General features: G+C 53.8%; 23 protein-coding genes. 15 read left to right on the top strand and 8 right to left on the bottom strand.

Annotated features, from left to right (window positions below; all coding sequences use genetic code 11):
- Positions 1–115 precede the first annotated feature (115 nt).
- From R0137_RS06635 to R0137_RS06605, 7 genes are all read left to right on the top strand, one after another.
- Positions 116–1,087, top strand: coding sequence for an NAD(P)H-dependent flavin oxidoreductase (locus R0137_RS06635; protein ID WP_407329505.1), 972 nt, complete (start codon positions 116–118; stop codon positions 1,085–1,087).
- A gap of 43 nt (positions 1,088–1,130) precedes the next feature.
- On the top strand, positions 1,131–2,036 hold the full coding sequence (locus tag R0137_RS06630; RefSeq protein ID WP_407329503.1) for an AEC family transporter: 906 nt from the start codon (positions 1,131–1,133) through the stop codon (positions 2,034–2,036).
- 141 nt (positions 2,037–2,177) lie between these two features.
- A complete protein-coding gene (locus R0137_RS06625) occupies positions 2,178–2,867 on the top strand; it encodes an SDR family oxidoreductase (protein WP_407329501.1) in 690 nt (229 codons plus the stop codon).
- Positions 2,868–2,943: 76 nt separating this feature from the next.
- Positions 2,944–3,339: an MAPEG family protein gene (locus R0137_RS06620; protein WP_407329499.1), complete on the top strand. Its 396-nt coding sequence runs from the start codon at positions 2,944–2,946 to the stop codon at positions 3,337–3,339.
- Between the two features lie 11 nt (positions 3,340–3,350).
- A complete protein-coding gene (locus tag R0137_RS06615; RefSeq protein ID WP_407329497.1) occupies positions 3,351–4,304 on the top strand; it encodes a TM2 domain-containing protein in 954 nt (317 codons plus the stop codon).
- 173 nt (positions 4,305–4,477) lie between these two features.
- Positions 4,478–5,080, top strand: coding sequence for a DUF6515 family protein (locus R0137_RS06610; RefSeq protein WP_407329495.1), 603 nt, complete (start codon positions 4,478–4,480; stop codon positions 5,078–5,080).
- A gap of 97 nt (positions 5,081–5,177) precedes the next feature.
- Entirely contained in the window at positions 5,178–6,092 is a 915-nt protein-coding gene (locus tag R0137_RS06605) for a M14 family metallocarboxypeptidase (protein ID WP_407329493.1), read from the top strand.
- 16 nt (positions 6,093–6,108) lie between these two features.
- Here the strand turns inward: R0137_RS06605 and R0137_RS06600 are convergent, their stop codons facing one another.
- From R0137_RS06600 to R0137_RS06590, 3 genes are all read right to left on the bottom strand, one after another.
- A complete protein-coding gene (locus R0137_RS06600; RefSeq protein ID WP_407329491.1) occupies positions 6,109–6,372 on the bottom strand; it encodes a diacylglycerol kinase in 264 nt (87 codons plus the stop codon).
- Positions 6,373–6,564: 192 nt separating this feature from the next.
- On the bottom strand, positions 6,565–7,956 hold the full coding sequence (locus tag R0137_RS06595; RefSeq protein WP_407329489.1) for a phosphotransferase family protein: 1,392 nt from the start codon (positions 7,954–7,956) through the stop codon (positions 6,565–6,567).
- Positions 7,957–7,961: 5 nt separating this feature from the next.
- Entirely contained in the window at positions 7,962–9,227 is a 1,266-nt protein-coding gene (locus R0137_RS06590; protein ID WP_407329488.1) for an acyl-CoA dehydrogenase family protein, read from the bottom strand.
- Between the two features lie 157 nt (positions 9,228–9,384).
- Between R0137_RS06590 and R0137_RS06585 the strand changes: the two genes are divergently transcribed.
- Positions 9,385–9,669 carry a putative quinol monooxygenase gene (locus R0137_RS06585; protein WP_407329486.1) on the top strand — a complete coding sequence of 95 codons (285 nt, stop codon included), beginning with the start codon at positions 9,385–9,387 and terminating at the stop codon, positions 9,667–9,669.
- A 59-nt stretch (positions 9,670–9,728) separates the two neighbouring features.
- Here the strand turns inward: R0137_RS06585 and R0137_RS06580 are convergent, their stop codons facing one another.
- Positions 9,729–10,739, bottom strand: coding sequence for an MBL fold metallo-hydrolase (locus R0137_RS06580; RefSeq protein ID WP_407329484.1), 1,011 nt, complete (start codon positions 10,737–10,739; stop codon positions 9,729–9,731).
- A gap of 19 nt (positions 10,740–10,758) precedes the next feature.
- Positions 10,759–11,139: a VOC family protein gene (locus tag R0137_RS06575; RefSeq protein WP_407329483.1), complete on the bottom strand. Its 381-nt coding sequence runs from the start codon at positions 11,137–11,139 to the stop codon at positions 10,759–10,761.
- A gap of 107 nt (positions 11,140–11,246) precedes the next feature.
- On the opposite strand from R0137_RS06575, the gene R0137_RS06570 reads away from it, so the two are divergent.
- The 4 genes from R0137_RS06570 (at position 11,247) to R0137_RS06555 (ending at position 17,315) form a co-directional block, all read left to right on the top strand.
- On the top strand, positions 11,247–12,479 hold the full coding sequence (locus R0137_RS06570) for an NAD(P)/FAD-dependent oxidoreductase (protein WP_407329481.1): 1,233 nt from the start codon (positions 11,247–11,249) through the stop codon (positions 12,477–12,479).
- 167 nt (positions 12,480–12,646) lie between these two features.
- Entirely contained in the window at positions 12,647–13,252 is a 606-nt protein-coding gene (locus R0137_RS06565; RefSeq protein ID WP_407329480.1) for a DUF4136 domain-containing protein, read from the top strand.
- A gap of 192 nt (positions 13,253–13,444) precedes the next feature.
- Positions 13,445–14,956 (top strand): HDOD domain-containing protein, encoded by a 1,512-nt coding sequence (locus tag R0137_RS06560; RefSeq protein ID WP_407329479.1) that lies wholly within the window; start codon positions 13,445–13,447, stop codon positions 14,954–14,956.
- A 541-nt stretch (positions 14,957–15,497) separates the two neighbouring features.
- A complete protein-coding gene (locus tag R0137_RS06555; protein WP_407329477.1) occupies positions 15,498–17,315 on the top strand; it encodes a M14 family metallopeptidase in 1,818 nt (605 codons plus the stop codon).
- Between the two features lie 128 nt (positions 17,316–17,443).
- On the opposite strand, the gene R0137_RS06550 is transcribed toward R0137_RS06555, so the two are convergent.
- Positions 17,444–19,645, bottom strand: a complete 2,202-nt coding sequence (locus tag R0137_RS06550; RefSeq protein WP_407329476.1) for a TonB-dependent siderophore receptor — start codon at positions 19,643–19,645, stop codon at positions 17,444–17,446.
- 450 nt (positions 19,646–20,095) lie between these two features.
- On the bottom strand, positions 20,096–21,976 hold the full coding sequence (locus tag R0137_RS06545; protein WP_407329474.1) for an NAD(P)-binding protein: 1,881 nt from the start codon (positions 21,974–21,976) through the stop codon (positions 20,096–20,098).
- A 98-nt stretch (positions 21,977–22,074) separates the two neighbouring features.
- On the opposite strand from R0137_RS06545, the gene R0137_RS06540 reads away from it, so the two are divergent.
- The 3 genes from R0137_RS06540 to R0137_RS06530 are packed head-to-tail and all read left to right on the top strand — an operon-like array spanning position 22,075 to position 24,208.
- Positions 22,075–22,929, top strand: coding sequence for a YHYH protein (locus R0137_RS06540; RefSeq protein WP_407329472.1), 855 nt, complete (start codon positions 22,075–22,077; stop codon positions 22,927–22,929).
- A 3-nt stretch (positions 22,930–22,932) separates the two neighbouring features.
- A complete protein-coding gene (locus tag R0137_RS06535) occupies positions 22,933–23,535 on the top strand; it encodes a toxin-antitoxin system YwqK family antitoxin (RefSeq protein WP_407329471.1) in 603 nt (200 codons plus the stop codon).
- Positions 23,536–23,545: 10 nt separating this feature from the next.
- Positions 23,546–24,208, top strand: coding sequence for an SCO family protein (locus R0137_RS06530; protein ID WP_407329470.1), 663 nt, complete (start codon positions 23,546–23,548; stop codon positions 24,206–24,208).
- A gap of 266 nt (positions 24,209–24,474) precedes the next feature.
- On the opposite strand, the gene R0137_RS06525 is transcribed toward R0137_RS06530, so the two are convergent.
- The gene (locus tag R0137_RS06525) at positions 24,475–25,614 is read right to left on the bottom strand and encodes a DUF3047 domain-containing protein (RefSeq protein ID WP_407329469.1); all 1,140 of its coding nucleotides are present in this window, start codon (positions 25,612–25,614) and stop codon (positions 24,475–24,477) included.
- Between the last annotated feature and the right edge of the window lie 105 nt (positions 25,615–25,719).

Raw genomic sequence — 25,719 nt, 5'->3', positions numbered from 1 at the left:
AACTCGTCTCCTCCGCGAGAAATAGCGCGATTGCCGATTGCATAACCCGCCCGGATAAATCAGCATAGCGCCGACCTAAAATACACAACAAACCATAAACGGTGGGAGTCTGGCGATGAAAACACGCATTACTGAAATGTTTGGTATTGAGCATCCGATTATTCAAGGAGGCATGCACTATGTCGGCTTTGCCGAGCTCGCTGCCGCGGTATCCAATGCGGGCGGCTTGGGAATCATCACAGGGCTCACACAGAAAACACCGGAAGATCTGGCTAACGAAATCGCCCGCTGTAAGGAAATGACAGATAAGCCCTTTGGAGTGAACGTCACTTTTCTGCCCGTAGTGAATGCGCCTGACTATCCGGGAATCATCAAGGTGATCATCGACGGCGGCGTTAAGGTCGTAGAGACTGCGGGCAACAATCCAGCGGAGTATCTCCCGGCGCTAAAAGAAGCCGGCGTCAAAGTGATACACAAATGTACGGCTGTTCGTCACGCGCTCAAGGCACAAAAGATAGGTTGCGACGCGGTGTCCGTTGACGGCTTTGAGTGTGGCGGTCACCCCGGCGAGGACGACATTCCCAATATGATCCTCCTACCCCGCGCCGCTGACGAACTGGAAATCCCCTTTGTCTCTTCTGGCGGCATGGCCGACGCCCGTTCTTTGGTTGCGTCATTAGCCATGGGGGCCGAAGGCATGAACATGGGCACGCGCTTTTTGGCCACTAAGGAAGCGCCAGTACATGAGAACGTGAAGCAAGCAATCCTTGAGGCCACAGAGCTTGATACACGCCTGGTAATGCGTCCCCTTCGTAACACCGAGCGAGTGCTAAACAACCCCGCAGTTGAAAAAATCCTCGCGACGGAAAAAGCCAAGGGCAAAGAACTGGAGTTTGGTGACATTGCTGCTGAAGTCGCTGGTGTCTATCCCAGGGTAATGATGGAAGGCGAGGTCGAGTGCGGCGCGTGGTCCTGCGGCATGGTCGCAGGTTTGATCAATGACATTCCCACCTGCGACGAGCTCATCAGCCGTATCATGAACGATGCGGAAAAGATGATCCGACAGCGCCTCAGCGGAATGCTCTGAGCATTCACAGTCAATCACCAGCTAAGCCAGCGGCTGTGTAAAAGTGGATACGCAGGCCGCTTTTTTTGATGTAACGATGTTTGCTCGCATAGCGGGCGTTCTGTTTCCCATAGTAGCCATCGTAGTCGCAGGATTTTGGTACGGTCGCAAGCACAATCCCGAGATGTCGGTAGCAAATCGTCTGAACATGGATGTGTTTGTGCCGGCATTGATCCTCGGCGCCATGATGAGCAAGAGCTTCGACCCATCGCGCTATGCTGGTTTAGCCGCTGGCGCAGCATTAATCGTTCTCTGCAGCGGACTCGCCGCTAGGCTTCTCGCCAAAGCTGTGGCTGTGGATTGGCGCACGTTTGTCCCGCCGATGATGTTCAATAACTCGGCGAATATTGGAATCCCCTTGGCAGTATTGGCGTGGGGCGATAGCGCGTTAGCCGCAGCAGTCATTCTCTATAGCGTTTCCAACGTGCTGCATTTCTCCGTGGGTCTCCATATGCTGGACAGAGATGCCCAGATTAAGACCCTATGGCGAAACCCCACACTACTGGCAGTCTTCGCTGGTCTCGGAATTTCTCTTGCGCAAGTGCCAGTGTGGCGTCCTCTAGTAGACGCCTTACAACTAATGGGCAACGTCGCCGTACCACTACTTCTTTTTGCTCTGGGCGTACGTATGCGAGAGGTGCGTTTTGACGCGCTCACTGCACCGCTGCTTGGGGCACTATTAAAACCCGCTCTGGGTATGGCGCTAGCCTGGGCGTTTTCGCTACTTCTTGCTTTGAATGAACGAGACACGGCAATGCTTATTATCTTTGGCGCACTCCCCCCCGCGGTAATGAACTTTCTCTTTGCCGAGCGCTATTCACAGGATCCTCAGCGAGTTGCTGCGATTGTTCTCATAGGCAATCTGGCATCATTGATCATTCTTCCCATCGCCTTGGGCATCGTATTGTGATGCGGTAGCTGGAACCGCTTCCGTTACAATGGCCGAAAGATATTGACCTTGTGCGTTAAGTACTAGAGGGTTCGATCTCCTTCACTCACCCTTGAGTCATCCACAATCACGCTTTCTTAGAATCAGGCACTGGAGAACTTTATGGCGACGGTATTGATAACTGGCGTGAACCGCGGTCTGGGTCTTGAATTCGTCCGCCAATATGCGGCCGCTGGCTGGACGGTATTTGGCACCTGCCGCGACCCGGACAACGCTACGGAAGTCAAGGAACTCGCCACCGCCGCTGAGAATGTCACGCTCTACAAACTAGACGTTAGCGACGCCGCTGCTATCGCTGAGCTAGCCGACACTCTGCGGGGGATCGCTATCGATGTACTCATACTTAATGCTGGAGTGATGGCAGAGAGAACGGGGCTTGGAACACTCAATGCAGAGGACTTCCAACAGGTTATGAACATCAATGTGGTCGCACCGGCAATGTTCGTACAAGCTTTTGCCGATCACGTGGCCACCAGTGAGCGAAGGGTCATTGTAGGTATGGGGAGTACGCTGGGCAGTATAGGCGGCAACAGCACGGGTGGTTTATACAGCTATCGCAGCTCGAAAGCCGGACTGCACGCCATTATGCGGACCGCCAGCATTGATCTGAAAGAGAGGGAGGTCATCGCCATCGCGATGCACCCCGGATGGGTCGCTACCGACATGGGAGGTAGTGGAGCAGATATTCAGACAGAAGAATCCATCGCAGGCATGGTGACCGTCATCGATCAACTGGGTCCCGAAGACAGCGGAAGACTCCTTACCTATAAAGGTGACGAACTACCCTGGTAAAGCGCTTGTGACAATTGCACGCCCGTAATGTACTCGGGCGCAGAGGCTGACAAAAACCCCTAGACGGAGAACTAAGATGACCCCATTATTGAGCCTTGTTGTATACACCACACTGTTGACGTTCCTGGCGATCATGCTTGGCGCTTTTTTACGGAATCGCGAATGGACTCCCGAAGGGCTAAAAGTGGGACTCAGCAATCGGGATGAACTGCCCGAAGCGACACCGCTCGGTGGCAGAGCCGAGCGCGCAGCCGCCAACTCCATAGAAGCGCTGATCCTATTTGTACCCCTTGCACTCACCGCACAGCTGGCGGGCATTGCGGAAGCCGCAACACTGGGAGCAACGGTGTTTTTCTGGGCGAGGCTCGCCTACTTGCCAATTTACCTGATAGGCATTCCCTATCTGCGCAGCCTGGTATGGGCCGTAGGCGTCGCGGGCCTGACCATGATGGTGCTCGAGCTTCTCGCTTAGAACCTGAACCTTTGCTAGCTCCTTTGGAAACCCAAAGCTCTCGAAGGGATGCGGACTTCTCCCGGGCTGTACTGGAGGATCTATACCGCTATCCGCTGAAGCGTCGGCAAGTCGCCTGGATACTTTGGGCCCTCACAGGCTTGCTCGGGGGGCACCGCTTTTACCTCGACCGGCCAGCGACAGCGCTAGCCATGGCGGTCACAGCCGGGGGAGGTTTACTGTGGTGGATCGTAGACGCGTTTTACATGACCACGATGCTTCGGTCATTTAACGACGACCAATCGCAGCGTCAGAAGACCGGACAACCTCCAAGAGCACTATCTTTCATGCCGCCAAGTCGCGGCATGGTGTTGCCCCCGCAACCCGAGTGGATAGAGAAGCGCCAAGGTCGTGCGCGACTCTACGGCGACGTTGTGGTGCTCTTCTTTGCAGGTTTAAGTGTCGGCGCCATATCCGATGCCAGCGGGAACTATGAACCTATTGTCGCCATCGTTGCACTCAGCGCGATAACCCTGCTTGGAGCCCGCTGGAACGCCCTGGCAACGACTCCGGTCTTGCGTAACTTCGACCGCTGGAGCCATAGGCTCCGCCTCTACTATTATGTCAACGATCCCGGAGGCCCACTCACCCTATTCTTTAAGCCGTTTTGGGGACTTCTCACCGCGCCTTTTAGAAAACGAGCGCGCGCAGAAGCCTGGCTCTACTTGCAGATCGGCCTATGGTTCACGGTCTTTTTCGTGAGTATTGATCTTATTCAAGCCGTGGATATTAGTGCGGACGGAATCAACATTCACGTCATGGCATTTTTGGGTGATGTGGCTATCACGCTCGTGTCCGTCTACGCGTTTGCCACGCCTATCGGTGCTATTTTGACGACGCATGTCCTACTCGAGCGGCGTGATCTTACCGTTTGGATTTTAAGCTGTATCACACTCTCCGCGGTTTACTTTGGCACCAGTATTTAGCTCAACCGTAATGGCTCCGTTTGAGTGCTCCACTACCGAACTCTGCCTGAAGCAGGCTAAACGACCGTAACGGCCAACTTCGCCGACTTCACCAAAACGCCACAGTTGCTGCACGAAGGCTTCTCAGTATCCCTCCAGACTCGTCTTGTCACCTAGACCTTCTGGAGATCATCATGACAACAACAAACAACATCACTCGGCTGGTTTTTCTTTTAGTTTTGAGTAGCTCACTCGTTGCCCACGGTGCGCAATCCTCGCCCGCAGCGGCGAGACAGGGACCCGCTTCCAAGCAACTACGCAGTAAGTCATTACCAAGAACTCATCACCGCGTGGTCCACCGCGGCACGCCATACTACTTTTGGGGCGGTCACTTCTATCGGCAATCTTCCGGCGTCTACGTCAGCATCACGGCGCCTATCGGGGCGATTGTGCCTTCACTGCCAGGAGGCTTTATAACCATTGGGACGGGGCCGCGGCGCTACTATTACTACGCGGGCGCCTACTATCGCCCTGCGACCAAAGGCTTCGTTGTCATTGAACAGCCCAGCACGACACCTACTGTGCTTCCGGCAGAGGACAGTGGTCGTATCATCGTCTACCCGGCCGCAGGACAGTCCGAAGAGCAAACAGGTAGGGATCGCTACGAGTGCCATTTGTGGGCGAGTAAAGAAACCGACTTTGATCCCACCGTAGCTGACTCAGACTCCAATCTGAGGTCCGACTATCGGCGGGCAATGAACGCCTGCTTGGAGGCGCGCGACTATGTAGTGAAGTAACATGACGCCTATTCGACAAGGCGGTCGGAGTAATGGAATCATGACGAGGACCAAACTATGACAACGAACAAGAAACTATGACAACGACCAAAAAACTATGACAACGACCGAAGACTATTTTATTGGCGAAGCGGGCGTGCCCTGGGCGGCCGCTGAGAAAGCGGCGTGGCTAGATGCACAGACCAAAAAGCGCAGCTACGCGCTGTTGGTCGAGCAGCGAGTTAAGGATCTGGAGAAACACTTTGATCTTGCAGAGTACGGAGAGCTGTCTCACCCCGATGGGAAGCACAGGCTCTACGCCCTCAGTTCAAAGGATTGGAATCCCGAGCTGCGCAACGTTCTAATTACAGGCGGAGTCCACGGTTACGAAACCAGTGGCGTCATGGGTGCGCTGAGCTTTCTGGAAGACGCCGCTGCACAGTACTCGGAGGACTTCAATTTCCTCGTAATGCCCTGCATCAGTCCTTGGTCTTTTGAAACGATAAACCGCTGGAACGCCCAAGCTATTGATCCCAACCGTTCCTTCCGGCGAGATAGTCCCGCGCAGGAGAGTGCGGCCGCGATGCGTCATCTCGGTCTTCGCGACTTGGAGTTCTTAGCGCACTTTGACCTTCACGAAACAACCGACACTGACAACTCAGAGTTTCGACCGGCTCTCGCTGCGAGAGATGCGCGACCCCAGGACCACTGGGACATTCCTGACGGATTCTACGGTGTTGCCGACAGCTCACGCCCGGCACCAGAGTTTCAGCGCGCAATCATCGAGTCTGTCGCGAAGGTCACGCACATCGCGCCGTCTATCGATGGAAAGATCATCGGTGAGACGCTCCAGCAAGAAGGCGTCATTTGTTACGACGGCAAGGGTCTCGGACTCTGTATGGGAGCCACTGATGCGCCCTTCGTAACAACTACCGAGGTTTATCCTGACAGCCCCTTGGTAAGCGACGACGACTGCATCGCAGCGCAAGTAGCCGCAGTCATGGGTGGACTCAACTATCTGCGCGGCGGCTGAGCCGCACAGCTTTAGGTCACGCTACAAAGTACCTATACAGTGCTTCGCCGAACACCAGAGTCACAAAGCTCAGTGCGACAAAGACTGCAGCGGAACCCATATCCTTAGCTCGGCCGATAAGCGGGTTGTCTTCAAGAGTGACCGCATCAGCAACGGCCTCAATTGCGGAGTTTAGAAGTTCCGTCAGCAGCAGTAACGCCAGACTGGCAGCCATTAAGATAAAGTGATTACTGGAGACAGCGATGAGGAACGCTACGGGAAGTAGTAAGACGACCAGCAATAATTCCTGACGAAATGCAGATTCATGAATGAACGCACTTCGAAAACCATGGTAGGAACATTCCGCGGCTTTCAGGATTCGTCCTATTCCCTGTCCATTTGGCTTATTGATCGCAGTCTCACCTATCGCAGTTGAGGATAGCGACTCAAAACATATATCCAGCCGCTGATTCAGATAAAAGTACGCTAGGCGTCAGTGTAAGGCGGGGTAGAGCGGCTGATCAATTGCCAACTGTCCTGCCACAGTCTGACGCAAGTGCGCCGCTAACCCCGGAGTATCAAGGGACAGATCATCTCGCAATCGATGAACGAGTTCCCAGCGTAAGTTGTCCAGACTGTCCTGATGGTCCAGGAGATCTTCCAGACGAATCTGTTCCTGCGTCGCTAATGCACTTCCGTGCTGCAATTCCCGCTGGGCAATGCCGAGGGAGTTCGCTGCGACTTTGGCTAAAAACGCATCCCGTCCTTGTAACTGCGTTGCCACCTCATCTTTTAAAAAATCTGCCACACCTGCTAACAATTCCGCGGGCATCGGTAACTGAGTACCTTCCGCTATCGTCACCCCCAAGTCGGGCAACTCGAAATCACCAGGAATGATGAGATTCACGCAGTCCATCTGCGCCTCGGAGGACCGCCGGCCAATCACGGGCCGCTCAAGGCTCGGGGTTTCTCCCGTTCGCCAGGCGTTAGCCATTTGCAGTGTTGCCATAGCCCACCAAAACGAACCAAATACTTGCCAATACTTGATTTCTTCGAGGGAAACCTCCACGCCACTAGACTCGAGGTATCCCTCCCGTAAATCCTCTAACGTACCGAATCCCCCTACTGGCAAAGTATCATTACCAAAACGCCAGGAGTTGACACACAGCCATCCCAAGTCTCTCACCGGATCGCCAATCTGGGCCAATTCCCAATCCAGTACCGCATTTATTCCCTGAGGGTTAACCATCAAATTGCCATTGCGGAAATCCCCGTGGACCAACGTAGTTCGCCAAGTCTTGGGGGCATTGTCCAACAGCCATCGATAGCAGTAATCGATCATAGGCACCGGCACTTGTAGATCGCGATAGGTTTCCCAGGTCTCTTTTACTAAGACTGTGGGGCTCACTCTGGGTAGCTCATCGGCTAAGACAGTAGACTCCCAGTCCAGCGCATGTATTCGCCCGAGAATTTGCCCGCACTCTTTTGCGAGCTTTGGTCGAACTTCTTCAAGTTCTTTAGATCGGACAATACGTTGACCCAGCGTTTCGCCCGTTAGCCAGTCCATCACAAAACCACTGCCGAGTTCGTCATCAGGCTGCAAAGCGCAATGAACCTTAGGACCAGGTATTCCCGAAGCTGTCGCCAGCTGAAAAAGCCGCGCCTCCGTATCGAGGCTAATGTTGCCTACACTGGATTCCGTATCCAGCGCCGGGGGTGATCGTCGCAAAGCGTAAAGCTTCTCCCCCGAGGCTTCTGCCACCGCCAGCCGATAGGTTTCCTGACTAGCCCCCGCGGTAAGTTGCTCGCAAGACAGCAAGCCTTGGCACCCGGGAAGCTTCCGCTGAAGCACCTTCTCTAATGCTGTTTCAAAGTCTTCAGACATGATCGTCACTCAACGCCTTTGGGTTTCTTCTGATTCATAAAACCGAATAAGTAGCCCGCAGCGCGGCGTATCTGTATCTCGTCTGCGCCCTCCGTGATGCGATAGCGTCGATGATGCCGATAGATGTGCTCAAAAGGCTTGTAGCGTGAATAACCCATTCCCCCGTGCACCTGCATCGCAAAGTCCGCCGCTTCACAGCAAAGGCGGTTTGCCTGGTAGTTACACATCGACACCTTGTCAGACACCGAGAAGGCACCGTCGCGATCCATGAGCCACGCGGTCTTATGAATGAGTGCACGGAGCATTTCACAGCGCGCATTGAGTTCCACCAAAGGAAACTGGATACCCTGATTCGTGGCTAAGGCTTTGCCAAACGGTTTTCTTTGACGCGCATGCTGGACAGCTTCATTCACGCAGTACTGCGCCGCGCCCAGACTGGATGCCGCCTGGCGAATGCGGTTCTCGTTAAAGAAATGTTGAATCACCATGAGGCCCCTGCCCTCACCGCCAAAGATCGAGCCATGGGGCACACGAACATCGGTGAAAGACACGCGCGCGTGATCCGAGGGCATATTGAAGGTCCACAGGTACTCCTCGATCTTTACGCCCTGAGCCTGCATCGGCACCAAAAACGCAGTTATACCCGCTGCCTCGCCTGGCTTTCCAGAAGTTCGAGCCATCACCATATCCGCATCAGCGATATGCACGCCGGTGTTCCAGGTCTTCTCCCCGTTGATTATCCAGTCATCGCCGTCACGAACTGCGGCAGTTTCCATATGCGTGGCGTCAGAGCCATGCTCTGGCTCGGTAATTCCGAAGGCGAAGCCCTGCCGGGCCGATGCCATACCATCTAACCACTCGGACTTTTGCTCTTCCGTCCCATAGTTGAGCATTAATAGCAGTGCAATGTTGTTTCCAACGATTGAGTGTTCATTCTGCAAATCGTTGTGTAGTCCCAAACCTTTTGCGGCCAGGTGCTCTCGAATTAGCGCCATACCAAGATTGCCGCCATCGCGCCCCCCGAACTCCTTGGGAAAGGGGTAGTTGAAAATCCCCGCTTCGATGGACAAATCCTTCGCTTTGCGGAGCAGCGCTTCCCACTCTTCGTTCGGCAAGCCATCCCGGTCCCAATCGGTTCGCGCATCCTCGCGACGATGATCAAAAAAGCGAATATTGTCGTCACTGTTCTCCAGCGGCTTGATCTTATCGTCGATGAACTCATCGATCTCGCCAAGAAACATCTGAATATCTACGGGGACTTCGAAGTTCATTGCGCTAACTCATCCTTTCCTGTGCTTTATTTATCTGGAAGACCGCAGTCTACAGTTTAGCGCGACGCAGCCTTTAGAGAACACAAGCGATAGCGCCGGCGGGGGTGTACGATGTCATCTGTATTTGTCACAACGCAAAACTTTCGTGGGAGTCACCATGTCCGAGACCATAGTTGTCGTTCACGTTCGCGCCAAACCCGGCCACGGAGAATTTGTAGAAACCCAGCTAAAAAAACTCCTAAGCCCCACTCGTGCTGAAGCGGGCTGCATTCGCTACGATATGTTCTCGGACGCTGAAGACCCGCTGCACTTCGTCTTTCTCGAAGAGTGGAGTTCCATCGACGACTACCAGGCACACATGGACGAGAGACACATGGTCGAATTCATTATGGCGTGCAAGGGCAAGCTCGCAGAGGCGTCTACCTACAATCTAAAGGCTTGATCTCGAATTTTGACGCCGTATCCAATGCCTCGGGCATTAAGAGGCTGGAGCAACTTACGTTAGGCAGCATTGTCATCCATGCCCCACTCGCGAAACCAGGCCCCTATCGCGCGCTCTGGGTAACGGGGATTAAAGAACCCCCAGTCGGCAGTGGATGCCGGCATCTTGTAAGTGTCCCCCGCTTTCTCCGCAGACCAGCCTTGCTCCCGGGCCTGTAGCGCAGCGGTATCAATACTTGCGATCAACTCCGCATAGGGCGCCATGTCGTCCGTCGACACCAAGCCTCCATGCCCCGTCACCATCAGACGAGAACCCCCGGACATGAGCTTGGCAAGAGACGGCGCCAGCTTTGACGGTACCGCATCCACATAGTTTGGGAACAACCCCCACCATGCGAGATCGCCTCCAAAAGTGATAGGGAGATCGTCCACCAAAATCGCGAGATCTGACGGCGTGTGCCCAGCAAGAGGCAAGATGGTGACGCTACGCCCTCCAAGATTCATGGAAACTAATTGCGATTCGTCCTCGATCACACGTGTGGGGCCTACAAGTTTTGCAGGCGGTGCAATAAAGGGCGTTCCCTCGATGGCCGTACCACCACTGTACTGCTCTACCATCAAGGCCCAGGTGCTCGCGGTCATGTAAATTTCCGGCCCTACAGCCCCGTCCTGAAAACCCGCCAATCCGCCCGTGTGATCTAAATGCAGATGCGTGCAGATCACATCGCTCACGGGTCGACCAAACAACTTTTTGGCCTGCTCGTTTACCCACGCTGCGCCCTCCGGCTGATAGTAAGCGTCAATTGAGAGTATTCGCTCATCACCCACAATGAGTCCGCCGTTACACAAGGTTTGTGGCGCCGCGAATCGCCCCTCGCTGTCCAGGGGTGTGGATACAACGGCAAAAACTCCATCACCAACTTCGACAATGCGTGCGAATGCGCTTTCGGCCACGACCCGCCGTTTGGGAGATGCAGCACTCACGCTTGAAATCACGCCAGGCAAACTCGCCAGCGCCAAGGCTGAAGTCGCTCCGGCTTTCAGCACAGAGCGTCGTTCAAGATTGAACATAAATACTCCTAATCATTCGTTATTCGCGGATCTCTACACGCCAGGGCGGAAAACGGCGGTGCTCTCCAGCCCGGTAAAGCTTGATCTTGTTTCCTGAAGGATCACAAAGTTCGGCCTCTGTCCAAAGATAGCTTTGTTCGGCGGGAAGCTGGTCAAACTGAATGCCCTTGGCGATAAGTTCGTTTACCCAATCTTCGAGCTTGGCATGCTCAAAGTAAATGACGGCACCATTTTTGTAGTCGCCCTCTTCTAACGATAGAGAGAACGTGCCGTGACCATCAGGGCATTCGAAACGAGCGTAGTGCGGGGAATCAACGATCTGAGTAAATCCGAGTTTCTTATAAAAGGTATTCGCAACGGGAAGATCTCTTACGGGAAGAGTCACTTGGTTCAGGTTCATTTTGTTCGCTCCCATTCATCCCACTCTGCCCGCGATACTTACACGAGTCAGCTCAAAGAGAGTATCGTGTTTCCCTTCGCAAGACTGCAAACAGGAATACGCAAAGCATGGATCGTAGACAATTCCTCACACTCGCGGCGGCGCTTTCTGCCGGAGCCGCGTCGCTTCCCTCAAAAGCCGCCGTAGCAGCATCTGGGGCGAAGGAAATGCGTGTGGTCGTCGCTGGAGCTGGAATAGTCGGCGCGTCTATAGCTTACTCTTTGGCAAAGGCGGGAGCCGAGGTCACAGTGATCGACGCCGTGGGTCCGGCAAGCCATGCGTCCCGCGGGACCTTTGCCTGGATAAACGCGACCTGGGCAAAGCAGCCACAGCACTACCATCGTCTCAACCAAACCAGTGTCGACAGCTGGCACGAGCTTCAGGAAGAATTGCAGATACCCATCACCTGGGGCGGGTCAATTGAGTGGTTTGCAAGCGCTGAGCGACAACAGCGTTTGGCGGAGCAGATTGCGGAGCAGGTGAGATGGGGTGAACCCGCGCAAATGATTAACGCCGAGAAGATTGCTGATCTGGAGCCCAGATTACGTTTTGGCACCCAGGGTCTCGCGGCCTACTCCCCCAACGACGGGGCGGTGGATCCGATACTCGCGACGCAGCTGATGTTAAAAGGCGCTCAATCTCTGGGGGCAGATATCGTTTATCCCAATGAGCTCAAGAGTGTGTCTTTGGATAAGGGACGCCTCGTGTCCGTAAAGACGACAATGGGCTCTATCAAGGCCGATCGCCTTATTCTCGCCACCGGAGCCGCCCAAGAGCTTCCGAAGCGCATCGCCAATATCGACATACCGCAAAGAACAACACCCGGAATCATAGGCATCAGCGAACCTATGCCGCGTCTTCTCAATAGCGTAGTCGCTGCGCCTGGAGTGCACTTACACCAGCGCAGCGATGGCCGTTTTGTTATTGGTGAGCAAGCAGGGGCACCAGCAAGTCACGAGCAGCGCTTAGTAGGACGCCCCAATGACTTCCCAAGCTCCCAGCTCGTTGGGGAGCATGGCTCGCGCCTCCTCCAGGCAGCAACGGAGTTTCTACCCGACCTCAAAGGCACACGCATGGAAAGCGTTTTCATCGGGTGGCGCCCCCTACCACTGGACGGTCACCCCGTGCTTGGCGTGAACCCAGATCGTCCGGATGTTTACCTGGCGATCATGCATAGCGGCGTATCGCTGGCACCTATAGTCGGAAGCTTGGTGGCTAAAGAAATACTCAGCGCGGAGCCCGCAAAGAATCTGGAGCCTTATCGTCCGACGCGAGAGTTTGCCAACGTGAGTCGTTATTAACGGCAGAGAAACTCTTGCTGCTTAGGCGAAAAATCGCAGGATTAACCACTTTTTCTTTGGGGTTGAAATCAGTGAAAACCCCTATAAAGGCCTCATCTTTTGCATGGTGTAATTCGCAAAGCGCGTAAGTTACGATCGATAACCATCTAAATTGAAGCGTGTAACCCATGGCTTACAACTTGGCTTTACAAGGATTTACCGGAATACGCCTAGCGTTCATTCCGACTGTAGTTCTCGTTCTGCTAGGTGTCAGCGCCTGCAGCGGCACACAGATCAACCCCTCAGAAACCGAGACCTTTGCGGCAACGGGTTATACCCACTATGCATGGCGAAGCGAGTCCCCAAAAAACACGCCCAACAGTAAAGATATGCTTGCGCAAAAAAGCCCGTCGATTCGCGCTGGCGTTGAAGCAGAAATGTTGGAACTCGGGTACCGCCAAGTCAACAAGGCCGATGCGGAATTTCTTATCGAGTACGTTGCCGCTCCCGGGTTTAACGATGGCCAGCTGCTTCGCGGCGGATCTAACGATACCCTCTACGGTAGCTCTGTAAATCGACAAATCGATGGCGCATCTGAAGACAACGCCTACGCTCTGAGCGGGCCGGTAAAAACTGGAGAGATGAAGCTGTTGTTCATCGACGCTCAGTCCTCAAGTATTCTCTGGAGAGTCGACATGAGCATTGTCGTAGAGGATGCGAATCGTATCGATCACGATGAGGTTCGCAAAACAGTCCGCCAGGGAATAGCTACGCTGCCACCCGCTCCTCAGTAATGCTTACGCTCGGAAGAATCTGAGCGCTCCGTAGTTACTTTTAGTTAGGTCTTCGCTCCCCCACCCTCCCCCAAAAAGGGTTCACGTTTTTTGTTCATAAATTCGTGAACACTTTTTAGAGAAACACGATAGTCTGGCTCCCCGCAATAAATGCCTTCTTTGGATCAACCGGAAAAAAGAGCACCCAGCGACATGAATAGCGACTTACACGGCGCCCTGGCCGCATGTAAAACCCTACCGACGCTTCCCACGGTAGCCGCACAAATCATTGAGCTTTCCTCCCAAGAAGACTACGGCTTGTCGGATATTATCGACATCGTTCGCAACGACATCACTATTGCCACCAAATTGATCGCAAGCGCCAACACGCCGCAGTACTACCGCGGCGAGCCAGCGGTGGAGATATCTCAGGCAGTTTCCCGTTTGGGGTTCAAGTCGACCATGATGATCGCCCTGAGCTTTTCCTTATCGGTAAAAGCGAATAGCGAGGAGCAAAGCGAGATCGACCTTCTTTCGCTGTGGAGACGCTCTGTAGCCAGCGGTGCTATCGCCAGACTTCTCGCCCGGGAGCTGGGCTTAAAGGATCCAGAGGCCTGCTTCCTCGCCGCGCTCGTGCAAGACATAGGTGTGCTCGCGCTGTCACAAGCCGCACCGCAAACCTACTCGACACTATCTGAAACATCGCATGAGGCGCTGTGCGCTGCGGAAAAAGCAGCGTTCGAATGCGATCACTCAGCGGTGGGGGCCTGGATTCTTGAGCAGTGGAAGCTCCCTTCAGAAATTACCGAGCTAGTGGCGAGCAGTCACGACTTTGCCACCCTCACTTTGGAAGCTGGCTCTCGAAAAGATCAGTGGTGTATCGCAATTTCAGGGCTGCTCGCCGACGCGATGTTGGCGGGCGATCAGTTTCAGGCGGCGCGCATGGTGTGGCTCATCGACGGTGTGTGCGGCGAAAACAATGGCACTGAGTCGAATATCGTACCGCTCATCGCCGATGCGGTTCGCGAAGCCGAAGCGCTCTTTGAAGCACAGCTCGTCCAGGAGCCGATCGCATTGCTCGAAGCCTCAAAAGAGAAGCTCTTCGAGGTAATGACTGATGCGTCGCGAGACGTCAGCGACGACAAAGTTACTCAACTGGAAAAGCGGGTGTCGATGCTTGAGCGTCAGGGGCAGCGTGACAGTCTGACCGGAGCCATCAACCGAGGCCACTTCCACGCCGAATTAGATCGGCTTTTTATTGATTCTACCAATACTCACCGTCCACTCAGTCTGATGTTCATTGATGCGGATCACTTCAAACAAGTGAACGACACCTACGGACACTTAGCTGGAGATGAGGTTCTAAAGTGGCTTGCAAGTGCGTTTACAGAACTGGTCGGCGAGAAGGGCTTGGTAGGACGCTATGGCGGCGAGGAATTTGTCGTCATTCTGCCTAACGCAGCGGAAAAAGACGCCATGCTTCTCGGACAAGATGTCTGTGATTACGTGCGGGACGGAACTGTTACTGCGGGCGACGCGAACATTCAGGTCACGGTCTCTATAGGCATCGCAACCTTCGACCCAGACTCTAAGCTACGTGGCACAAGAGATCTTATCTTTGCCGCCGATCAAGCCATGTACTTCGCTAAGCAATCGGGTCGTGATCTCTGTATCGTGGCATCGGCACTCCCTACCCCTCCGCAGGCCGTTGCAGCTGCTGGTTGATCAGCGAAGCCGTCGAAGGTTTGCACGATTAAGGTGCTTGTAATGGCCACCACCATGGCGGCGAGCCGTGGTTGTTCTAGCCGGACTAGCATGTCTCTCAGAACTTCGGCGCACCTACGGTAGTTCTCTTTATGTTGAGGCTTTCTGCTATCGCTTATTTGCAGAAAAATGGAAGCCGCCTCTAGGGCAGATCCCGCCAATTTAACGTGATCAGGGCCAAGCTCTCCGCCGCTACCCGCCAGCATCGCCTCGCAATCTATCCAAAACTGGTAAGCCTCGGCGGAACTCCGCTGCAACGAATTGCGGTGGTGTGGGCACAGAAACCTCAGTCTCATCATCACGTCTCTTTTTCAGCGCTATGCTACAAGCTTTCGATGTTAATACGATTAATTATCATTCGCAATAAATCATTAAAACTTCTAACAACAAAACCCTGTTTATGGGCAACCATTCCCACCCGAGAGCGGGATGCTCGTGATGGAGCGAGCCTGTATCGCTACAATGCGCATCCATCTAGTAACGCGCATTCCGGAGACAGCACGTGATCCACATCGATCGTCTCAACTCACTATTGGGCTTAGTAATCATTCTTTGCCTCGTACCGATGAAGCAGGGAATAGCTGCGGATTTGACAACGATTCGTGCCGAGCTCCCACCAGTAGCTTCCTGGTCTGGTGCTAGCGAGGCTCTCATTGCGGAACCAGGCGACGCTTGGATAACGCCCGCCGAGCAGGACAACTTCAAATTCACGCCCAGCTACCGAGAGACGCGACAATGGTTGGAGCGTTTAGTGGAGGCGAGCCCAAAGCTATCTCTGCATAGCTTTGGACACTCGGCCGAGGGGCGCGAACTCTTCTATATCAAGGCAACACCGGTAAGAGACGACAACGGCGACGTTCAGCGGCCCGTCGTACTGATTCAGGCAGGTATTCACTCACACGAAATCGATGGCAAAGATGCAGGACTCATGCTGCTTCGGGACATCGGCCTGGGTAATAAGTCTAAACTAATCGATGTAGTCGATCTGGTATTCGTTCCGATCTACAACGTAGACGGCCATGAGCGCCCAAGCGTTTTTAATGCGGCGCACCTCCGCGGTCCGGCTAACCATGGAACACGTGACACAGCACAATCCATCAATCTGAATCGGGATTACGCAAAGGCTGATGCGCCAGAGACCCGCGCAATGCTCGGCCTCATTCAGGAACTGGATCCCATTCTTTACATTGACGTGCATGTCTCCGACGGCTTTGATCACGGCTACGACGTGACCTACACCTATGCGGCCTGGGGACGATACATGCACTCTAAAGCCATTGCAGACTGGCTGAATGGGCCATTCGAAAGCAGCGTTAATACATTTCTTCGCTCTCAGGGGCATAACCCGCACTTCTACCCCAGCGCGATTGATTACCACGAAATCGAGAAAGGTCTTCGCGTATCCGGAGAAGGACCCCGGTGGTCAACCGGTTACGGAGACCATATCCGCATGCCCACGGTGCTCGTTGAAATGCACAATCTAAAGCCCTATCGCCAGCGCGTATTGGGCGCCTACTCCATGATGGAGGGAGCCCTGCGCGCAGCCGCTACACATCTCGACAGACTACAGTCATCCATTGAGCAGGATCGACAGCGCCGCCCCGACTCGTTAGTGGTGCGCTGGGAGCGCGACGAGCAACCGATGGAAACAATATCCTTCAAGGGCATGGCCTTTGAGCGTTACGAATCAGCGGTATCGGGAGAGCAAGAGATTCGATACCTCGGACGTACAGAAACGTGGAGCCTGCCTGTTACCGGCCAACACCCTGTCGCCGAGGTCAGTCTACCCAAGGCCTGGTGGGTTCCTGCATCAGAAACAAAAGTTATTGAGCTAATGGATGTGCACGGCATTGTCTACGAGACCATCGACAGCGCACGCGAGCTTGAGCTCGATACGATCACCATGCACGACCTTGAATTGGGCCCCGTATACGATACGCGGGTACAAGTGTCTGGAAGCGCATCGCATGCCGTAACAAAGGTTCGGATGCCTGCGGGTTCGGTAAGAGTGTCCGCTGATCAAACCTTGGGTTTGCTCGCAGCGTCATTGCTGGAACCCGAGGCGATGGACTCACTGTTCTCTTGGGGATTTTTCCCCCAGATGCATCACAAGACCGGCAATATGGAGCGCTTTATAGTGGTCTCCTTGGCGGAATCTATGCTTTCGAAAAACGGGGTGCTACGCGATAGCTTCGAGGCAGAACTCGCGAACAACCCCGACTTCGCTGCGGATCCAAAGGCACGCTTGCGGTGGTTTCAGGACCGATCCGGCTACGGTAAAAGCAGTTACGGGGTGTACCCCATTGGGCGCGAGCTCTGAACGAGCGAGCACTCTGACTCTGTCACTCAATGAGCGCTACGAACTTTCCGAATCACCAAGTCATGTTTGGTAATGCTTAACGGAAAGCTCGTAGCGTCAAAGAGATCCTCTATCTACTACGCGTAGGTTTAAAACGCGTAAGAAGCACTGATGCGGTATCGACGTGGCATACCGGGCTCCACCCATACATCAGCAAAGGAGTTGGTGTAGAACGTTTCGTCAAAGGCATTATCAATGTCGAAGCGTACCGCAATACCTTGCATCGGCTCGATCTGCCCAAAGAACCGCGCTGTTGTGTAGCTAGGCAAGGTAAAATCAAAACCCGTCCACCCCAGGCGCTCATCCGTGTATAGAACACCCGCACCTAACTGCGCCGGCATACCCGCCAAAGAAAAGCTCTGCGTCAGTTGCACGTTAAGCTGGTTCTCTGGCGAGTTAATGAGCGGATCGCCCTTCTCGATCACCGCACCAAAGTCAGGATCGGGAGCGGTGGTTGTAAACTCGGCATCGGTATAGGCGTAGGAGAACCACAGGCTCAAACCGCCTTCAAAATCGACGCTTGCATCCAGCTCTATACCGCGACTTTGCGCCTCTCCTGCTGAGCGAGAGAAAAAGCCCGCTGCGACTGCCGCAGGACGGTCGTCATTGACCAGGATATTACTCTGGTCCACCTGAAATGCCGCCAGCGTAAGTGATCCCGCCACACCATCAAAGAAGTGCTGCATATCCATCTTTAAGCCAAGCTCAGCAGACTCCGTGATATTGGGATCGAACTGATTGCCCTGAAAGTCAGAACCGGTTTGCTGCCTAAAGCCTTCACCATAAGATGCATACAGACTGAGCCCGTCGTTGATCATGTAAACCGCACCCAACTGGGGCGATACACGCGTATCTGAAGTATCGGTCGTAGTCGCAGGGACTGCTCGCTGATTAGTGAGGCTCTGTTCGAAATCATCCCAGCGCAAACCCAAACGCACCTGCAGACGATCAGTGAGGTCTATCTGATCCTGAATGTAGACACCAAAGCCATCAAGCTCTTCAACCCTATCGGTATTCGGCCCGGGAGTAGGAATGGGGTATTGCCCATAGATCGGATCAAAAGCGTCAAGAAGCAAGTAGGTTTCTGGATCGAAATCGCTCACTTCAAAATCCGGTCCGGGAAACGGCGGACGATAACGCAGAATAAAGAGGCTGTTTTCGAACTGGTCCATGTCAGCACCGACAATGAGACGGTGTCGGAGACCGCCGGTATTGAACTGCCCGGCAAGCTCTGCCCGGGCTACCAGATATTCTGAGTCAAAATCACGATAACGGAAGAAGCGCGAGATAGTTCTGCCGTCGCGGAAATACGTCTGCCGGCCACCAAAGTTGTTTTCTGATGCATTACCCTCAAAGGTCGTGTCGCGGTATCCAAGCCCCGCCAGCAAACTCCAGTTTGATGAGAAGTTGTGCTGCAACTCCAACTGATGACCCAGTACGCGTGTTTCGATAGGCCCGTCGCCTGGCTCCCCCGTGAACGTACTTCGGGGACTAAATCCGAAATCTTCGCTGTACAACACACCACGATCAAAGGGGACTTCCTGCTCTGTGTACTCAAGTTCGTAGGTGACGGTAGTAGCGTCCGACACTCTCCAGGTCACAGACGGATAGAGACCCACGCGCTCGGTCTCGACGGTCTCGCGGAAGCTCTCTGCATCTTCGGTGAACCCCACCAAACGAATACCAATCTGATCATTGGCGCCGAGAGTAGTCTGAACATCGGCTTCAAGCCGAAGCTGATCCCAGCGACCAACCGTCGCGCGCAGCTCGCCCTGAGTTTCGAATTCAGGCCGTTTCGTCACCAGGTTCACGGTACCGCCGGGCTCACCGCGACCAAACAATGCAGCGCGAGGACCTTTGAGTACCTCGACGGACTCGATTCCCGACATATCACGGGGACCGGCAAAACCCCGGCCCGCATTAAATCCATTCACCAGGAAACCACTAGGAAGGTTGATGTCACCGGAAAAGCCACGAATAGAAAAACTGTTCCAAAGACCGCCAAAGTTGTTCTGCCGAGCAACCGACGCCGAGAGATCCAGAGCCTGATTCAGATTAAGCACACCAGCTGCGCGGAGTAGATCTTCACCCATGACTTGCACAGATGAGGGATTTTCCAGAGTATCAAAATTACCCTGATAGGCACGACGATCACCGAGGACAAACACCTCCTCCAGCGTAGTCTCGGAATCAGCGTTAGCGGCTGTCTGCGCCGTTGATGAGAAAGAATAAAAAGATGAAAGAGCCGCAGCAACAGCGAGCGCGGCCGGTCGAATAGCGTAAGAATTCATTATGTTCAATCCACAAAACGTATAAAGAAATGAGGGCGCGGCAGTAGGCTGCCGCCCTCATAGCGAATCAAGTAAAAGAGACGACGTTTTAGATTGCTGGCGGGGGGCCCGTGGGCGGTGGGAGCAGCGAATATCGTCGCCGCAGCGTAATCCGATCGGATGGAAGTTGAACCACAGCACGGAGTTTCAACCGCTGAGGTGGAGTAACACTCGAAGCCGGTAACACCCCAGACGCGTCAAGCATTGGCGCCAAACACGTGACACCATTATGTTCGTGGGGCCCTTGGGGGAACTCCGTTTCATGCAAAGCAGACATCGCCTGGGAAGCCAAGAACAAGGCACCCACAAGCGTAAGAATCCATTTGCGCGATCGGTTTATCATCGGCACTCAATGTGACAGATGTACTTATTGTGTGCAACCAGTCGAACTGTTTTAGAAGACGGGGACTTCTACAGGCGTAAAGCTGCCTGTTTACCCGCACGTCCACCCTCAGCTATCGCGTTGCGATAGTTCATCCGCGACCCCAACTCCGAATGCCCAAAAAAGATGCGATCAAAGCCTGCCTTAATCGGCGCGGCGAGACCCTCTCCCTGTCTGCCTCCGTAGTAAAAACCCGGTTGGGGAGACACATAGGCATGGCCCCATCGATTGAGAACAATACCGGCTATGTCGCGCCGAGCATCGAAACCACCGCCCGCAAAAAGGGTGTTCATGTGCTCTCGGATCTGTCGCTCAAAATCCGCATAGCTCTTACCCAAAAGCTCAGCTCGACCCAGATTACCCTGAGTGCGCGTGTCATAACCGGGATGAAGAAAAGGCACGTAGAACGTCATAACAACAGGCTTGTCAGGATCGAACGGCGGAGTCGCACCGGGCATGCTCATAGGCGCTCTTATTGATCCGAAAAAGCCAAAGCCGTCATACCACCGGCCCGCGGTGATGCCAATCTTCTGCAGAAAACGCCAGTTGTTAAGCGCGACGTTTACCACGAGTGCTGGACCATGATTAAAGTCCGCATAGGCATCGCGAATATCCTGCGGCATATCTGGAACAAGCTTGCGCGCGATGTAACCGCCAGCAGAGACTACCGCAGTGCGTGTCCGCACACTGTAGGCCGTGCCGTTTTGCAGATAATTGACCACAACACGATCTTTGCCAGCGTGAGTCACGCGGAAACCTGTAGCTCCAAGACGGATTCGAACCGCTTGGTCGGAGGCATCCAACTCCGAGAAATTCACGCGACCTTTAAGTGCCGACACAAAACTATCGTCGTCGCCTAAGCAGCCGGGAATCAGATGCTGCGCAATGCGCCGGGCATAGACAGTGTTGCCGCCTGGAAAGCTCATGATTTTTACGGCATCAAAATCAATGTTGTCTGCCTGCAGATAGCCTTTCATGCCTGGAAGGCCAAGCAGATATGCGCCGTACGCGCTTACGGCATCGCCACAGACTCCGTAATTGGAAATCGCAAGGATAGGATCTGTGTAAGCGGCGACCCGCTTATCGAGCCCCATAACACCGTTGAGATATTCGTGGTAACTCATACTGTCGAGCCACGCTTCTAGGCCGTCGCTGGAGTGAAAAACCTCATTGCCTTTGAACGCGCGGAGCATATCGGCACGCAATTTGGCGTCCCAAGGCACCCGCGCGAGATCATCGTCCCACACATTCCTCACCCATCCCGAGCCCTTGAAGTAGTGGCCAGTGTCGGTGTGCTCCTGCCCCCAATACATGGCATCGTAGCTATCCCAGGCGGAGCGTAGTCGCTTGCCCGAACCACCCTGCTCGGCAAAGTCGTAGCTCATTGGCATACCAACATCCCGCCAGACTTCGTCAGACAGCGTGCTGTTAGCTTGGGGCGGCAAAAACCCGTTCGACCCCTGGGGCCCATAGAGCCGATGCCCGCCAACGTCAAATTCGTTTAGGCGCGCTTCACCGCCAAACATATTGTGATTATCGAGAATCAGACAGCGCTTACCGGGCGCGTGACGCTGAAACTCATACGCGGCCGCCAGACCAGAGAAACCGCCGCCAACAATGACCAGATCGTAAATCTCCCCGGTATCCTGCGCCTCGCTCCCAAGATGTTCATCGCGAACTCGGTGCGCCGCATCGCGCACGGCGACCGTGTTGCCGTTGGAGCTCGCGTAATCGCCAACGCCGCCAAAACCGGTCCAGGGGTCAAAGGCGACGCCTGCACCTGCGGCAAAAGCCACAGGGCCAGAAGCGCCCGCTACCAGAGCCCCCCCGGCTCCTATAAGCGTAGAGCCGAGAAAGTCCCTACGCGTGATAGACGCATCCATGCCAAGGGCTTTATCAAATTGCTTCATGGAAACATCTCCACGGAATATCCTTTTTTACTGCACATTGTAAGCAGAGTCGTGACTTAGCATCACTTTGTCCAGTAACCATCGTGGTGGTTGTATGTATGTCAAAGTCTAAGGTTCACATTGTTTTGGTACTCGGTTTTTCTACTCTCGCAGCCTGCGGCGGAGGCGGGGGAACATCAGGAGCAGAGATAACGGCAGATACACCAACAGACGCCGCGACAAATACGCCAGATACGCCAGATACGCCAACGGTCGCAAGCTGCGATACCGGCCTTCCCGATGCCTACTTATACTTTGGTTCCAATGTCGAGATCGCGCTGTCTAGTGACGGGTGCAACGTCATTCTCAAAACTGACGGGCTACCTAATCACGTAAGTACCTATTGGACCGAAGGTTACCCATTGTATGAAGCACCGACAGAAGCGCAGGCAGCGCGTATGACGGGCAATCGACTGGAGGAATCCGATGCTAACGATGTGACAGTTTCCTTGCCGGTAAAGCCAGAGAAAGCCCCAAGTTCTACAGGGACAAGCCTCGGCATTGTCGGCTACGCCGTCAGCGGAAGTTATGTCTTCAACCAGTACGAAGGAGGAAACACGGTTGTGGGGGGAGGCGTTGCTCAGGGTCTCGACAACGATGGAGCGCATATAGGGCCATCCGTTTATCACTATCATCTTGAGCCAAAAGCAAGCATATCAAACGATGACGATAGCTTAATTGGCGTTATAGCCGATGGTTTCTTTCTCTTTGGAAGAAGATGTTGGGCGCTGGGCGGCGAGACGGCAGCAACTGCAGGTCAGTTAGATGCATCAGGAGGTCACGTTACACAGACGCAATACTCTAACGGAATTGAAGAATACCACTATCATATTTTTGAGGAAGCAGCTGGCCTCGAGGGCATGCACTATCTCTTCCCTGGCGACTATCAAGGCACGCCAGTAGAAGGAAGCTGATGAGTGAAAGCTTCGACGATGTGGGCGTATGGCCTAACTATGTTTTTCTTAGTGGTCGCCGCGACGCTAGCACCAGCTTTCGTTGACGACGAGCAGACCAATAGATTGGTCGTAGATAAATCGCTGGTCTCTATCGAGCGGTCAACGGGTAATCGCATGTATCAAGGCTCAATCTTCAGCGGCGATGCGGTGACATATCATCCGTCTGGTCAGCTAGCTACTTTGGAACAATTCGAGGATGGGCGCTGGCATGGACGAAGCTCCCGGTGGTTCGAGAGTGGAGCACTGAGCCAAGAGTCTTTCTATGACAGAGAAACACCTACCGGCACGCATCGGAGTTGGTGGCCTAATGGCAAGCTCAAAAGCCAGTCTCAGTATGTCAACGGCAAGCTCGATGGTGCCCTGCTCAAATGGTACGAAAGCGGTGAAATTTTCAAGAAGCTGAACTACCGCGATGGTCGTACTGCTGGCTTACAACAGGCATGGCGCGAGAATGGAGCGCTATTTGCTAATCACGAATTTCGAAATGGACGAGTTTTCGGCCTGAATAATTCGAATATGTGCTCTGGACTCAAAGATGAAAAAATTGCAGTTGACTACCTATAGAAATTGCCAAGTGCGGCGATGCGTTATCACCTTGGCACTGGGATTTTTGTCCGCATTTTTTTGCTCGCTCACCGCGGCTGCCGACAGTCAGCTACCTTATTACAACAGTGCAGAATTTACTCCTCATTGGCTCGACTCGAAGAGCGAAGAGCTTAAGGGCTTCCACAGAATTCCCTCTTTTAGTTTTACGGATCAGGAAGGCCGCACGGTAACGGAGAGAACGCTTCACAATAAGATTTACGTCGCGAGCTTTTTCTTTACTACATGCCCGGGTATTTGTCCGACTATCAGGTCGAAACTATCGCGCGTGCAGAACGAATTTCTAGGTGATAATGAGGTAAGAATTCTGTCTCACTCCATACAGCCAACAACAGATACCACTGAGATTCTTAAAGACTATGCTGAGCGAAATGATATCCGAAGTGATAACTGGCACTTGGTGACGGGCGATAAAAGCGACATCTATAGCATAGCGAAAAACGCTTACTTTGCGAGCGCCGACTTGGGAGTCAAGGAGGCCGAGAATGACTTTCTGCATACAGAAAATCTGTTACTCATTGATCACAACCGAAACATTCGCGGCATATACAACGGCTTAAACAACACGTCAGTCAGCCATCTCATTGCAGACATTCAAATACTGAAAGATGAACGCGCTGATTCGCGAGATTAGGAAAAGTCTTTCTTTAAGCACCGTGTGGACCTCCTCCCCTGGTGACAACCTGAGTGGCTCACATAGCCAAAACCCGGCCATGAATACCTACAAGCGCCAGGGACTCTCACCCCAAATCATCAGCACGCCGTGCGCACAATGCACGGCTGGTCGTTTCAGTCAGTAGTGTGGAGCCCTTGCTTGCGGACCACGTGTGCATGCCGTCGGCCCTCAAGCGTTTACTTGTCAGTAACGTCGTTATTGATTGATGTTGTCGGGCACCCTCTTCATTTGCGGCTAAAAACCTCCGTGACCGCATCACCGTTACGAACTTTCAAATTGGCAAAGATCGCTTCACCGGGCTTGTCGCCAAAAACACCCGAGTTAATCACCCACACCCCAACAATGCGTCCGGGTAATTCACCACCCACCGCAGACTGATAATCCTGCAGCACCGATCGGGTGTGGCTATGCCAGGTGCTCAGGCCCGCCTCTCCTGATTGAACAGCAATGTGAGTCTCTCGTTGATCCCACCACGGCAGTGGACAGGTAAACTCCTCACCCGCTTCAAGATGACTGCTCCAGAACCAGGTAAGGTCCTGGCCGTTGTCAAACTCCAGGGCAATACTCAGGTAATCGTGATACTGCGCCTCCGTCTCCGGACCTCTAGCAGGGAGTTGTTCATACAACCAGTCAAACGAAAACAGAGTCTCGTCGTTGAGCGGTATATCCAAAGCCTTACGAATGATTCCTGCGTCGTTACTGGGCGTAGCGCGAACCCCAACGTGAGTGGAGTCCTCGTAGGTCTCAAACACGGATGACTGTCCCAGATACCAAAGATACTCAAATTCATCGGGAAGCTTTGGAGCATCCGTGTAACGACTCAACGCTAGCTGCCACCGCGCATCATCTGTGTCTGCCATCGACGTCAGCGCTGTCTCAGGCTCGCCGCGCCAAAGGTACACCTCCGCCTGTGCATCCACGGGGTACTTGGGAACACCACCAAAATCTGCGGGAAAGGTTCCCCGGCGATCCGTCCAGTAAAAGCCGGCAGGCCTGACCGCAAGATACAATTCGCCCGCTGCCTGCGCGACAAAGGTATAGGTATCACTAGCGACGTTGAATACATCTCCGTCTTCACCGATGCGAGCCCACAGGAACAAAGATGCAGAGGCCGGAACAGGCAGTCCCAAATTTACGGATCCGTCTCCTATTATTGTGGCAGATTGCCCAGATCGCAGACTAATGCCCGTTTTACGCCAACCCTCCTGCGAATGACTAAACGGCATCTCAACGTACTGAGCGATGACTTCTTCGGCGGCCACTTCAACGTCGCTAGCGTTTAGCGCTAGAGGCGTAAGCAACAGTATCGCCGTCGCGGCGTCGATAAGCAGTGAAGAGCGTTTTCTATCTATTCTGCGACGCATGTTTTTTCCTCTTAAAGTTAGCGTTGCACCAGCAGTAAGCTGATGAGGAATCCAAGGTGCTTCTGGGCGATGTGAATTACTGCAGGAATCCTTTAGTTTTTTCTT

The sequence above is a fragment of the Congregibacter brevis genome (assembly GCF_045689245.1).
Taxonomy (GTDB): domain Bacteria; phylum Pseudomonadota; class Gammaproteobacteria; order Pseudomonadales; family Halieaceae; genus Congregibacter; species Congregibacter brevis.
This window is presented reverse-complemented; position numbering and strand designations above follow the sequence as displayed.